General features: G+C 58.2%; 9 protein-coding genes and 2 pseudogenes. 6 read left to right on the top strand and 5 right to left on the bottom strand.

Going from position 1 to position 13,009, the window contains the following annotated elements; translation table 11 throughout:
* Positions 1–1,408: IS21 family transposase (istA, locus tag NKH71_RS31865; protein ID WP_352896122.1), on the bottom strand; the 1,408-nt coding region annotated here is incomplete at its 3' end.
* A 169-nt stretch (positions 1,409–1,577) separates the two neighbouring features.
* A pseudogene (locus NKH71_RS31860) lies at positions 1,578–2,119 on the bottom strand (IS110 family transposase); the annotation flags it as partial.
* A gap of 148 nt (positions 2,120–2,267) precedes the next feature.
* On the opposite strand from NKH71_RS31860, the pseudogene NKH71_RS31855 reads away from it, so the two are divergent.
* A pseudogene (locus NKH71_RS31855) lies at positions 2,268–2,653 on the top strand (integrase core domain-containing protein); the annotation flags it as partial.
* Positions 2,654–2,705: 52 nt separating this feature from the next.
* On the opposite strand, the gene NKH71_RS31850 reads toward NKH71_RS31855, so the two are convergent.
* Positions 2,706–5,237, bottom strand: a complete 2,532-nt coding sequence (locus NKH71_RS31850; RefSeq protein ID WP_352896119.1) for an AAA family ATPase — start codon at positions 5,235–5,237, stop codon at positions 2,706–2,708.
* A 784-nt stretch (positions 5,238–6,021) separates the two neighbouring features.
* Between NKH71_RS31850 and NKH71_RS31845 the strand changes: the two genes are divergently transcribed.
* The 5 genes from NKH71_RS31845 to NKH71_RS31825 all read left to right on the top strand — a co-directional run bounded on the left by NKH71_RS31845 (position 6,022) and on the right by NKH71_RS31825 (position 11,007).
* Positions 6,022–7,575, top strand: coding sequence for a trimethylamine methyltransferase family protein (locus NKH71_RS31845; RefSeq protein ID WP_352896115.1), 1,554 nt, complete (start codon positions 6,022–6,024; stop codon positions 7,573–7,575).
* An 8-nt stretch (positions 7,576–7,583) separates the two neighbouring features.
* Positions 7,584–8,693: a mandelate racemase/muconate lactonizing enzyme family protein gene (locus NKH71_RS31840; protein ID WP_352896112.1), complete on the top strand. Its 1,110-nt coding sequence runs from the start codon at positions 7,584–7,586 to the stop codon at positions 8,691–8,693.
* Positions 8,693–9,748, top strand: coding sequence for a GlxA family transcriptional regulator (locus tag NKH71_RS31835; protein WP_352896110.1), 1,056 nt, complete (start codon positions 8,693–8,695; stop codon positions 9,746–9,748). The genes NKH71_RS31840 and NKH71_RS31835 overlap by 1 nt, the downstream gene beginning before the upstream one ends.
* Positions 9,749–9,799: 51 nt before the next feature.
* Positions 9,800–10,081, top strand: coding sequence for a hypothetical protein (locus tag NKH71_RS31830; protein WP_352896108.1), 282 nt, complete (start codon positions 9,800–9,802; stop codon positions 10,079–10,081).
* Between the two features lie 203 nt (positions 10,082–10,284).
* Positions 10,285–11,007: a LuxR family transcriptional regulator gene (locus NKH71_RS31825; RefSeq protein WP_502900444.1), complete on the top strand. Its 723-nt coding sequence runs from the start codon at positions 10,285–10,287 to the stop codon at positions 11,005–11,007.
* A gap of 190 nt (positions 11,008–11,197) precedes the next feature.
* Here the strand turns inward: NKH71_RS31825 and proB are convergent, their stop codons facing one another.
* Both proB and NKH71_RS31815 read right to left on the bottom strand, forming a co-directional pair.
* Entirely contained in the window at positions 11,198–12,031 is an 834-nt protein-coding gene (proB, locus tag NKH71_RS31820; protein ID WP_352896103.1) for a glutamate 5-kinase, read from the bottom strand.
* 646 nt (positions 12,032–12,677) lie between these two features.
* A complete protein-coding gene (locus NKH71_RS31815) occupies positions 12,678–12,962 on the bottom strand; it encodes a DNA -binding domain-containing protein (protein ID WP_352896101.1) in 285 nt (94 codons plus the stop codon).
* Positions 12,963–13,009: the final 47 nt, after the last annotated feature.

Here is a 13,009-nt window from a genome sequence, read left to right as displayed (position 1 = left end):
CGCAGGCTGCCTCGAGCCGATCCCGCTCGTAGCGACGGGCCAGCGAGAGGATGCCAAACGCGGAGCGGTATCCCTGCTCGGGATGGGGACGGTCGCGCATCATCCGCTCGACCAGGATGGCGGTGTTGGCGCCGATCTCGGCTGCCTGCCGGATCAGGTTCGCCGGCGTCGTGTTGGCATAGCGCTGGTGCGCCTTGGGCATGTGCTCGTTGACGGTGACATGGCCGCAGCGCTGCGAGCGGCGGACATGGCTGGCGACGCGCTTGTGATCATGGAAGAGCTCGACCACCCGGTGGGTGAGCCGCACATCCACGCGCCGCCCGATCAGCGCGTGCGGCACCGAGTAGAAGGTCCTGTCGATCTCGACATGGTAGTCGGGATGCACCTTCGCCGATTTCCACTCCGCATATTCGAACGGCGCCGGCGGCAATGGCGACAGGGCCGTTCGTTCGATCTCCTCGAACAGCTCCCGGCGGCTTTTGCCGACATGGCGCATGGTGCGGTTGTTCAGATCCTCCAGCAACCCCGCGATTGCGGCGTTGAGATCGCCGAGACTGAAGAAGCGCCGGTTGCGCAGCCGGGCCAGGACCCAGCGCTCGACGATCAGCACCGCGCCCTCGACCTTGCCCTTGTCGCGCGGCTTACGGCTGCGGGTCGGCAGGATCGTCGTGTCGTAATGTTCGGCCATGGCGGCGAAGGTCTGGTTGAGCGTCGGCTCGAACCACAGCGCCTTGGCGACGCCGGCCTTCAGATTGTCGCAGACGATCGCCTTAGTTACCCCGCCGAAGAAGGTGAGTGCCCGGCACTGGCCCTCGATCCAGTCCGGCAGTTTTTGGCTGAAGCTGGCATGGGCGAAGGTGAAGGACGAGGCGCCCAGCACTGCAACGAAGATCTGAGCCTGGTAGATGACGCCAGTATCGGGATCGACAACGGGCACGGTGTGGCCCGCATAGTCGGTCTGCATCACCGCGCCCGCCTCGTGGCGGTTGCGGAACGTTGCGCTCGACCGGCGCTGGAAAGCGCCGAACCGGTCACAAAACCAGGTGTAGCCATAACCATCGGGGTGCGCCGCGCGGTATTCCTGCCACAACAACGTCAGCGTCACGCCCTTGCGCTTCAGCTCGCGCGAGATCATCGCCCAATCGGGCTCGTCCAGATCCTGCGGCGGACGGCCAACCCGGCGAAACAGAAGCCGCTCAAGCAATACGTCATCGTCATAGCCCGGCGGCAGCGGCCAGTCCGAGATGCCAGCCTCACGCGCCCGCAACAGATAGGTCGAAACCGGAGTCTTGCTGATCTTCAGCCGTTCCGACACCGCTCGCACCGAGAAGCCCTGCTCATGCGTCAGGCGCAGGATTGATCGTAGGTCTTTCACTGTCGTTCGTCTCGCTTGCTTCCGTCTTGGCATGGCCCCTCTCAACCCGATGATGAGAGGGCAAAATGCCAGAACGGCGCTCCCGAGAACCGACCGTTATCCGCCCCGAAGACTGTCCGGGAATTAGCGGAATCACTGTCCCGTAATTACTGAAATCGCTGTCCGCGAATTAGCGGAATGGGTGTCCGCGAATTTCTGAAACACGCATGTTACCCCGGAAGCAATCGATCTCGGGAAAATACAGCGGCAGGTAGTGCGTCAGGATACGGTTCTGGATCTCGGTCTTGGCCCTGGCGATCGCTTCATGTGTCTTCGACAGTTCCTGCACGTCGTTGATGCCGGCCCGCAGCGGATCATGGTAAGACCTGCGTCGCCTGGATCCTGAGCATGTGCAGGATCACCTGTGCATCCTTTGGATCGTTCTTGTCCCAGCTATTGTGCAACGCTTCTCGTGTTCGGGCCAGTGCCAGCGACGACACCAGCCGCACCTCAAAACCCGCTTCAGCCCAGGCGCCATGCTATCGGCCGGTGATAGTTCCCGGTCGCCTCAAAGGCGCGGACCACAGGGCGGCCGTACGCCTGCAGCACTTCGATCAGATGGTCGTGCTCAGCACGGGTGTTGAGGACCAAAAGGCGACGCCGGCGCTTGTGGCCTGGTGCTTCGATCAGAACTTCATTGCGCACCTTGGCAATGTCGATCGCCACCAGCACCGCAGCGGCGGGTGTAGAATCTGAAGTGGTCATGGTCGGTCTCTCCGGAATGGGTTGTGAGCATTCACATTCTAGAGAAACTTTGACTGGCCATGGCCGCCTCGACCGGTGCGCGCCTGCAGCGAAAAGCTGCGCGCACGCTGTCCCGGCTGCCGCCGCTCCTTCATTCCGTAGGTGCTACGGCACCGAGTTCACCTCGAACGCCATCCTCGGCTAGAGGGATCATCGGGTGGAATGGCCCTACATCGCGCCGGGCAAGCCGATGCAGAATGCCTTCATCGAGAGCTTCAACGGCCGCCTGCGCGACGAACTGTTGAACGAGACGCTGTTCACCTCGCTCCCACAGACCCGCGCGTCCCTGGCCCTGTGGCGCGCCGACTACAACAGCGCGCGGCCTCATTCGCAAATCGGATGGCAGACGCCGAACGAGTTTACGAGTTTGCACAGACCTTCAATCCGCGACGGTCGCTCGCGCTGCGCAATGCGAAAGGCTCCGCGCCAGCGCCCGTCGCTTCCACCGCCCATCAGGGCAAATCCAACGCCGGAAACAAACTCAAAACTGGATAGAAACTGGGGGCAACGTCACAGCAAGGGCAGATTTGAGCACGTTGTTGGAAGGCTATGTCTCTTCCGGAACCAGGCAAACGCGACACATGGCTTTGAAATGCTTATCGTCGCGCCGCTTGATGAATTCAATGGCGGCCTTGGTCGCCCGCAGAGCTTCTTCGACGGTCAGAGCTGGAAGCGACGATAGCCCTTCCATAGTTCCGTGAGACTCAACTTGGATGAGCCGCTCTAGGGCTTTCGGGTCGTTTTCTTTCAATTGCACGCCACTTGATCCAAGTGCACCAGCAAAGCTCTTTTGATCTGGAGCGCTGAAGGCAGTAAACATTTCCAGGAGCTTCCGTGTCGCATTCGGAAGCAGGTAGTGGAACTCTGACGCACCGGTTCTCGAGGCCTTCAGCACGATCTCAAAAAGATAATGGTATTCGGTGTCGTAATCCTTGATTAGATTCGTCATTGGCCTCAAACGAGTGGCCCGATTGTCCGGGTCGTCCATCTGGGATGTGCATTCGAGTTGAAATAGGCTCTGCGCTGGGCCGCCGTTCTTAGTGAATTCTCGCTTCACCATGTTCATGAATGACATGTTGTGGGTGAGCACCACCGCCTGACGGCAATCTTTCGTCATGCGGCTCATCAGGCTGAATGCGTGAGTCCTGGCCGATGTGTCGAGGCTAGAGATTGGGTCGTCGATGACAGCAATCAACTCCTTCTTTTTTCGTCCCTCTGCCTCAAACTGCGTCAGGTAGAAACAAAAGGCCAGTGCTGCCTTCTCACCTTCGCTCAGCTGTGTCGCAGGAGTACCACCGGAGCGGATCAGTTGGTAACCCTCGTTGGATGTGCGCAGTGAAATGCCACCATGCCCGAGGTAGCTCTTCAGCAGCTTGTTCAGTTTGTCGGCTCCGGCGCCGTGCGTCCGCATGACATCACTGAGTGCGTCCCGCTTTTGTCGCGCGTCCAACAGCTTTCGGCCCGTTGTGACCAAATTTTTGCTGGCATCAGTGGTACCCGCGCTGAGCGTCTTCCAATCGGCGTGCTCCTCGGCAAGCACGTGGTCGCGTATATCCTGGAAGGCACGCTCCTGACGTGAAGAAAACTCGGCGTGCTCATGATTATGGCGAGAGATGATATCGTTCCACTCGGCCCGTAACCTGTCGAACTCCGCGACCCATTCAGTCGCCGATGAACTCGACAACCCGCCAGAAAAGTCTGGAACCGAAGCTGGTTCCAGGCCCTTGGCATCGAGAAGTTTTGCCATCTGGTTGAGCAGTTTTCCAAACTCGGCAATATTGTCCTTGAGTTTTGGCTGCGTGCCTTCCCCTTCCGCTAGAAGGCTAGCCTGAAGCTCGATTGCTTTGGGCACGCCTTGGAACAGCTCGCGAAGTTGTTCCGTATACGCGGAACATTGTGCTCGCTCCGTCTGCGCATTCTTGACGAAATCGCTCCACCGACTGTCAAAATTCTGCGCTAAAAACCTTTTTCTTTCGTCAGTGAGGAGATTTCCACACAGCAAGCAATTCGTGAGCCTGTTCTGGTCGTGGTAGTGAAGGCCTTCGCTGACCCAAGTTAGAGCGGGGCTGTGAATCTGGAATTCTTCAGCCAACTGGGAGCCGGGTGTCGAAGATAGTAGGACGAACTGCCGGGACCACCATCCTGCGAGATCGGGACTGATCGCGGGAAGCTCTGAAAGCGGAGGGTTTGCCTCGCCTGATGCCAAAAGCGCCTGGCGTGAGTTGAGGCCTTGCTGATTCAGCAGTGGAACGGCAGAGTAGTCTTTCGCAAGATACGAGGGTTCGATCTTTCTTGCATCAAAGGATTGGGAGTAGCGCTGCGAAGGGGCGAGCTCTCGAACGCGTTTTGCCACCCTGGTTTTGAAGTCGGCCAGCGATTTTGTTGCTCTACCTTCAGCCAACTTGGCTGCATCGCTGTCAGCCTGCGCTGCCTGGAATGCTGAAATCGCAGCGTCGTACTCGGCCTTCTTGTCGATGCTTTGTTCGCTGAGATAGAAGATTGGCTCGGCTACACTGTCACCCCACTTGAAGTTGCGTTCGATGAAATCCTGATTAAACACCAGAAGCCGTTGGCCAAAGGGATTGCTCAGGGATTTTGAGGACAGGGCAGTTCCGTCCGAAAGCGTGAACTCGAAACTGGTGGTGGAGGGCAATCCATCTTCCAGATAGCCGCGCTGGATCGACGCAAAGGCGCGAGAAAGCGTCGTCTTGCCTGTTCCATTGAACCCGTAGATCAGGTTCTTGACGGCGAACTGGTGCTCGCCTTTGGCGTCGCGGTGATCTTGCCATACTCCGGCTCCGGAGAAAGACTTTAGCGAACGAAATACTACCAGTTCCTCTGTCATGCCCCTTCCCCCGAGAATCACTTGTAGCTCTTGGTTGATCTTAGAAATCGGCGCTGGAAAGAGAGTTGAATTGCAGACATTTTTGCTTGTCGCCAGCCATTCTTGGTATGATGGAATGACTACGATCTCGAAGCGGTCGAATTGGAACCCCTTCAGCGCGCCGTGGAGTTTGGCTGGAAGTCGAGTCGGAGAGCTTGCGCCGATCCCGGGCACAAGCACCGCGCGGCCGTTCACGTCGGAAAGCCTGGGCCAGCGCATCCTTGGGATTTTGGGGTTGCAGTTGAGCTGAGCGCTCGGGCGGAACTCTTTGTTCGTAAAGCACATCGTTCTCAACATTAGGTTAATTCTCGCCGCAGGCTGAAAGCCATTCAAACCGCCCTTCGGCGGCGTCTTCGGGCACTCACGCCTTCGCACCCATCGTATGTCGGATGAGCAATCTACCTTTTGACGTTGAGCGAGGTTCAGTGACGCGTCAGGATTACATCATCGATTCGGAAGAACTCGAAATATCCTGACTGATGTTGGGAGTTCGCGACGGAATCTGCTACGGCGGCTGTCGCAGACCCCGCAAATCTCATTCCTTCCCACCCCATGCTGCGAAATTCAGCCCCCTGTCTATACAACGTTGGCTCCTAGCGTCACAACTTCGAGTCCCCATCAATACCAAGCAAAAAAATTGCTAGCACGGAACCGCAGAAACTTGTCGGCGCAAAAAAGTAGCCTCCCGATTGACTTTATTTCGGAGGCGCCTCGTCGACCGTACCTGCGATGCTGCCTTGGGTGGAAAGTCGGTCCCGTTCAAGTAATGTCTCTTGAGACAGACCGAATACGTAGTGTCGGCGCCCGCTATTGCCCGCCACCAAACTGGCCTCCGACGCGTGTCACCCGATGCAAGTGCCCGACTGCTGCCGCGCTTTAGTCAACAGACGCGTGAGACTTTTGCAGTAGGTCAAATCTTCGGGCTCCGGCAATAGTTGAGGCCGGCTCACGCGGCCGCAGCATTTGTTTGGAGGCCGGCATGACTGCTCAACTACAACACTCTCGCAGAGGAGGGCGGGAAGCGCGGAGGACTATCCGCACGGCGCCAAAGGTCGACATGTTGCCGACGCTGAAGCGCGGCCTGCCGGTGATAGAGCCGATGGATGCCGAGCAAGTTGAACGCATTCACCAGGCTTCTCTCGCAATCCTGGAAGAAGTAGGCGTGGTGTTTCGCGATCCGATCGCGGTTGAGGACTGGAAGAGAGTCGGAGCGGACGTGCGCGCGGACGATCGCGTTCATCTCGACCGCGGCCTTGTCATGGAGCTCATCAAGACCATTCCCCCCAATGTCGAATACTTCGGGCGGGATCCAGCGAAGAACGTCGAGCTCGGAGGCGACAAATCCATCTTCGTGCCGATGACCGGCGCGCCTTACATGCGCGACCTTGATGACGTCAGGCGTGGCCCGACGATCGCGGACCTTGGGACGTTCCACAAGCTGGCGCACATGATGCCGGCGCTGCATTCGTCAGCGCACCACATCGTCGAGCCGATGGACATTGTTGTGGCGCATCGGCACTTGCACATCACCTATTCGTCAATGAAGCACTCCGACAAGATATTCATGGGCATGACCACCTCGCCCAAGAATGCCGAGGACGTGCTCGATATGTGCGAGATCCTTTTTGGCGAAGGCTTCCTCGAGAAGCATGCAGTGACCACTGGAAACTGCAATGGCAATTCGCCGCTCGTGTGGGACCAGGTCATGCTGGGTGGCATGCGTGCTTTCTGCCGACGCAATCAGCCCGTGTTGTGCTCGCCCTTCGTTCTCGGGGGCGCTAACACGCCGGCGTCGACCGCGGCGGCAGTGGCGCAGCTCAACGCGGAGGCGCTTTCGGCACTCGCCTACACTCAGGTGGTGCGCAAGGGCTGCCCTGCGATCTATGGGCATTACCTCTCGACGGTGTCGATGCAATCGGGAGCGCCAATGGCAGGGACACCGGAGATTTCGCTCATGAACTTCATGATCGGCCAGATGGCTCGCCGCTACAACGTCCCTTGGCGTACCTCGAACCTGCTCGGCGGCGCCAAGGTCTTCGATGCGCAAGCTGGCTATGAAAGTGCGATGACGATGATGGCTGTGCTGATGTCAGGCGCAAACTACATTTGGCATTCGGCTGGCTGGAATGAAGCCGGAATGCACTGCTCGATCGCAAAGTTCGTTGTCGACGCCGAAGTCTGCGCCATGGGCTATCGCATGACGCAAGGCATCCAGTGGGACGACTTTGATGAAGCCCTTGCTGCGGTCCGCGATGTCGGGCCCGGCGGCCATTACTTTGGACATCCGCATACACAGGCGAATTTCGAGAAGGCCTTCTTTATTCCGAAACTCTTCGACAATAACTCGATCGAGCAGTGGTACGCTGATGGCTCCAAGGACATCAAGCAACGTGCCCTCGATCATGCGCGCCGTCTTCTGGCCGAATATGAAGAGCCTAAGCTCGATGTCGCGAAGGACGAGGAATTGCGCGCTTATATCGATCGTCGCTCGAGGGAAATTCCCGCCGTCGATGCGCTCAACGAGGAATTCTAATCATTCTCATGCGCATCGACCAGATCAACGTCTATACGATCCAGCTGCCTGTGAAAGGCGGCACTTATCGAATGGCAAGCGGAGACGTCGACGCGCTTGATAGCACCCTTGTCGAGGTTGTGACCAATGAGGGGTTAATTGGCTGGGGGGAAACCTGTCCCGTCGGACCGGTCTATCAGCCGCATCATGCATTGGGTGCCCGCGCAGCGATCGCCGAAATCGCACCGGCTCTAATGGGCGCCGAAATTGCCTCGATCAGGCTTCTCGCCAAACGCATGGACGAGCGATTGAACGGGCACGGGTATGCCAAGGCAGCGTTCGACATAGCCTTCCTTGACCTCCTCGGCCAGCGGCTGGGAGTGCCGGTCTCGACACTGCTGGGTGGCGCGCTGGGCGACCGTGTTCCGGCCTACTATTCGCTAATTGTTGGCCTGCCTGAAGAAACGGCCAGGATTGCCGCCGACAAGGTGAAGTCAGGTTATCCACGCCTGCAGGTCAAAATCTCGGGGCGAAATCTCGAAGAGGATGTGGCCACGGTTCACAAGGTTTGGGAGGCGGTCGGCTACAAAGCGCGTATTGCAGTGGATGGCAACAGGGGCCTCACTGTCGCTGCCGCGATTCTTCTCGACCGACTTTGCCAGGCAATCCCCTTCGTTTTCGAGCAGCCTTGCAACACCATGGATGAAGTCGCCATGCTGAAGGGCAGGGTGACGCATCCGATCTATCTGGATGAGAACACCGAAGATCAAAATGCCGTGCTCCGGGCGATCTCCTTGGGCATTGCGGATGGTTTCGGCTTCAAGGTCACGCGCTTGGGCGGCCTCACGAAAATGACGACCGTGCGCGACCTTTGCGCCATCCGCTCACTCCCGCACAGCTGCGACGACGCCTGGGGCGGCGACATAATAGCCGCGGCCTGCGTGCATTTAGCTGCCACTGTGGAGCCGGGCCGTCTTGAGGGCGCCTGGATCGCGCAGGAATATATCGAAGGGCATTTCGACGCGAAGAATCCGATCCTCATCGAAAACGGTCACATCGCCGTACCGCAGCGGCCAGGCCTCGGCATCAAACCGGAACCCGGCATGTTTGGTGAGCCGGTAGCCACGTACGGATCCTAGTGAACGCACCAGCCAACATCAGCGCAATGACGTCGTTGGTCACGCCGAAAATTTCGGCGGGGGCCGATCGACCGTTTGACTTGGTGGTTCTGGTGTTACCAGGGTTCTCGCATCTGGCGCTTCACGCCTATATCGAACCTTTCAGTATCGCCAACATTGTTTCAAGACTGCCGCTGTTCCGTTGGCGAATCGCAGGGCTTGACGCTCGGCCAGTCGAGGGCGCCAATGGCCTTTCGGTTGCTGTTGATGTCGCGATAGACGAGCTGGTCTTGGCCTCGGGCGATCGTAGACCGAACCAGCTCGCTATCATGACAGGCGAGCCGGTAGAACGGCAACTGACGGCAGAGCTCAACGGATTTCTGAGAACGATGGCTCGTCGTGGGGTTCCAATATCGGCGGTCGGGACAGCGACATGGCTGCTTGCGCGGACGGGCCTTCTGGCAGGCACACGCTGCACGATACACTGGTCGCGGCTCGCTGCTTTCGCCGAGGTGTTCAACCAGCCCCGCATAAGCGATTCCCTGTTTGTAAAAGACGGCCAGTATTCAACCTGCGCAGGAGAACTTGCAGCCTTCGACCTGGCGCTCGACCTGATCGGCAGCCATGCAGGCGGGTATATTGCCCAGGAGGTCTGCCGCCATGCAATTGTCGAAGGTCAGCGCTCAGGATCAAACCGCCAGACCGGGCCGTCGGGTCTAGCCTTTGCGGGTGTGAGCGACAAACTCCTGATGGCAATGCGGATCATGGAAGAAAACGTGGAGTTCCCACTGACAATGGACGAGCTCGCGCAACGGGCCGGAGTATCGCGGCGCCAGCTGGAACGCTTGTTCGCTTCCCATATCGGACTTCCGCCGGTGCGCCACTATCTCCGGATTCGCGTGGGCCATGCGAAGCGCCTAATCGAAGGCACGAGGATGCCCATCATCGACATTGCCATGGCCTGCGGGTTCATGTCTGCTTCGCACTTCGCAAAGTGCTTCAGAGCCTTCAATGGAATGTCGCCGCAGCAGTGTCGAGCGATAGTGCCGGCCTGGGTTGGGCCCGGCTTGAGATGATAGATTGGCATTTGAACTTAACGGAGAACAGCGGCACCTCTAGCCATCCCAATGTTTCGAGTCGATCTGCCCACCAACCAACAGAAAGTGGTGCAACGTTACATTCCGGATCATAGCGCCCAAAACGATGAGGATGAGCGCCTATCGGTTCTCCTCTCCTTCGTGCCGACCGACGTTGACGCGGCAATTGGATTGATGAGCCTTTCGATGCCGCCGACAATAATGGCGCAGGATGACTTGTCACCATTGAAGATGCAGGGGGCGATGATGTTTTTCATCCCGGGAGATTCTCGGATTGCACTATTGCGCAGGAAAGCAGGAAAGATGCTGTAGCGTCTTCGAGATGCCCGTTCGAAGAGTCCGATTGGCGACCGTCTGCGCGAAGATCGTCCAGGCCTCGCGCCATTCTGCAAGGACGGTTAGCCAGCCAATGCCGCGATACCTACCGCGGTTATGCGGGCCGGCTTTACCGGGTTCTCCAGTCAGGGTGGCGCGCAGCAGACAGGAGGAATTGAGTCAGGACAATGACAAAGGGCATGCCGCTTGTCTTCGAGACGTTCCTGGAAAGGCTATCGGAGAGTGTCGACGAAACAGATTTCCAGGAAGCGCTTGCCAGCGCGGCCTCGGGACTTGATCTACTCACCTTTGCCTATTTATCCCTGCCATTGCAGCCTTCCGGCGAGCCAAAGCTGATCTCGAATTATCCGCCTACCTGGACAGCGCACTATCTGCGGAACCAGTATCAGAGAGTAGATCCCGTCATCATGCGTGCGCGACTTGCCGAATGTCCTTTCCTATGGGAATCGGATTTTCGTGGCGTTGAGATATCGCAGGTTCAGCAAAGGCTGTTCGCTGAAGCGGCAGAGTTCGGCATCTGCTGTGGATTGACGATCCCGATTGTCGACCGCAGGGGCCGTGTTGCAGCGATGACCTTTGCCGCGCGTGAGCCATCCGCTTTCCTGCGCGTTGCCGAGCGGTGTGAGCAGGCGCTCCAATTTATGGCAACGTGCTTTCACATCCATGTTCGCCGGAAACTCTCGGCCAATCGATTGGTGGACGGCATTTTGCTGACACCACGTGAATATGAGTGCCTGCAGTGGGCGGCGCGCGGCAAGTCCGCCTCGGACACCGCCTGCATCTTGGGCATCACGTCGCGCACTGTGGCTTTCCATTTGGATAATGCCAGGAATAAGCTCGGCGTGCGCACAAAAGACCAGGCGGTAGCGCTGCTAGCCTCGTCACGATCCTCGATTCTCTAAGAAACCCAATTTGCGCCTGTGCGCTTGGTCCCTCTATGCTGGTGCACAGGCTGTTTCGGTGGGCGCAGTCGCCTCTGATGTCAGGCCATTCCTGCCCGGAGGGTCTCATGAGGCAACCATTGCACCGATTGCCTTGCAAGCTGCTCGCGAGTCGATCGTCGCTGGCGTTATTCAGGCGGCCAGGACTTCATCAATGTTCCTCGCGTGTAGCCCTGTCTTCACCGAGCGGCACAAAGGACGTTGATGGCGCACCGTTCTCGATGGCGGCGAGCGGGTAAGGTTCGTTTCCTCTCGCAATGAGCATGCCGCATCCGGCGTCCATGGCTATCCTTGCTGCCATCAACTTTGTCACCATGCCACCCGAACTATGGCTGGCGTGGGAATGCCCCGCCATGGCCTCTATCTCGGGGGTAATGCATCGTACCTCTGTCACCAGACGAGCCAACGGATTGTGGTGTGGGTCTTCCGTGAACAGGCCATCTACGTTCGAAAGCAGAATGAGAACGTCGGCGTTTACCATCTGCGCGACCCGTGCCGCCAGGCGGTCGTTGTCGCCAAAGCAGATCTCGGCCGTTGCGGTCGTGTCGTTCTCGTTGATGATGGGTACGGCGCCAACTTTGAGAAGTTGTTGAAGGGTCGACCACGCATTATGGCGGCGGTGCTGGTTCTCTATATCTTCGCTGGTCAATAACATTTGTCCCAAGGTGAAACCGTGGCGCTTTAAACTCCGTTCGTAGGCAAGCATAAGTCGAACCTGACCAATCGCGGCCGCCGTTTGCTTCTCCTCAATACGCAGCGGTCTGCCCAAGCCGTCGAATTGACCAGATCCAAGCGCGACAGCACCGGATGTGACGATGATCACCTGCTGCCCTCGTGCGAAAAGGCGGACGACATCCGCTATCAGCGTTTCGAGCCAACCACTGCGTATATCGCCAGTCTCTTCATCGACAAGCAGTGCTGAGCCAATTTTGACGACCAGCCGATGAGCCGAAAGCAATTGGACCGATCTTGCCGTTGCTGCCATTGGGTGTCGCTGCAGTGACAGTGAAGACATGATTTTCCACTCTCTTCTTGGTGCGATACACCAGCGAGTGAGCTGTGCGGCGTCACAAGAACAACCAGCGTCAGCTTCTTTTGACGGATCTAGCTCGGAGTTGCGGCGACGCCCTGAATTTCGTGAGGATCCTACCACCCCTGGGTGATTGGCGGTCATGAAGATTGTGTAAACTTGTTGTAGCGGCAGTTCACGGTTCATCACGGACGGGCGAACAGGCTCGCTCAGCTCAAAAGGGAATTGGCCGCAAGCTTAAACAGAACTGACGAGGCGTTCTCGATGCGACCGGCAACCATCGCGGTGGGGAGGGTGCTTTCGCCACTTGGGCGGATGGATGGTCTCCAACCCCAGCGGCCGCTTATGGAACGAGCAAAACCGTCGAACTCGCTGGCGCAGCTTCACTCCAGCGAATTTCATCTGAGGTTTGGGTTGGCAACGAGCGACCAAGTGGATTCGCCGTCTCGTCCCCCGGCTCAATCAGGTTTGCGGCATGGTACGCGTGAAGAAGTGCAGCCAGGCCGGAACGCGCGCTCGGCAACATGCACCAATCGCCGACCAGCTTAGCCGTGCTCGGTCTTCTACGTTCGCCCGAGGCATGACGGAGCGCACAGCTCGATCATTCAGCGGCGAACAGTTCCTTGTAGCCGGTCGTCACCATCCAGTTCGCGCGGTCGATATGGCTGCGAACAGCCTTGCGGGCGCGCACTGGTTCAAGAGCCGGGTCGATGCCGAGGATGAGATCTGCCATTTCCTCTACGCTGGCATTGTCGGCGCAGGCATCGAGAATCCTCAGATAGAGCTTGAAATGCTGCCGGTCATAGCTCGTGAGGCTCTCCGACCAAGGGACCTCGTCGCGCAGTGTTGAGCTTTGAGTCCCATCTGTTCCCGTTGATCCATTCATGTCTGCCGCGAACCTCGCATCTTGATCGCTGGATTCAAGACAGCATA

Source organism: Mesorhizobium sp. M0983 (assembly GCF_040318975.1).
Taxonomy (GTDB): domain Bacteria; phylum Pseudomonadota; class Alphaproteobacteria; order Rhizobiales; family Rhizobiaceae; genus Mesorhizobium.
The sequence above is the reverse complement of the archived record's forward strand: the minus strand, read 5'-3'. Positions and strand labels throughout refer to the sequence as shown.

Coding starts and splice junctions, on each gene's coding strand:
- NKH71_RS31845 (WP_352896115.1), top strand. CDS start 6,022: ATGACTGCTCAACTACAACACTCTCGCAGAGGAGGGCGGGAAGCGCGG.
- NKH71_RS31840 (WP_352896112.1), top strand. CDS start 7,584: ATGCGCATCGACCAGATCAACGTCTATACGATCCAGCTGCCTGTGAAA.
- NKH71_RS31830 (WP_352896108.1), top strand. CDS start 9,800: ATGTTTCGAGTCGATCTGCCCACCAACCAACAGAAAGTGGTGCAACGT.
- NKH71_RS31825 (WP_502900444.1), top strand. CDS start 10,285: ATGCCGCTTGTCTTCGAGACGTTCCTGGAAAGGCTATCGGAGAGTGTC.
- proB (WP_352896103.1), bottom strand. CDS start 12,031: ATGGCAGCAACGGCAAGATCGGTCCAATTGCTTTCGGCTCATCGGCTG.
- NKH71_RS31815 (WP_352896101.1), bottom strand. CDS start 12,962: ATGAATGGATCAACGGGAACAGATGGGACTCAAAGCTCAACACTGCGC.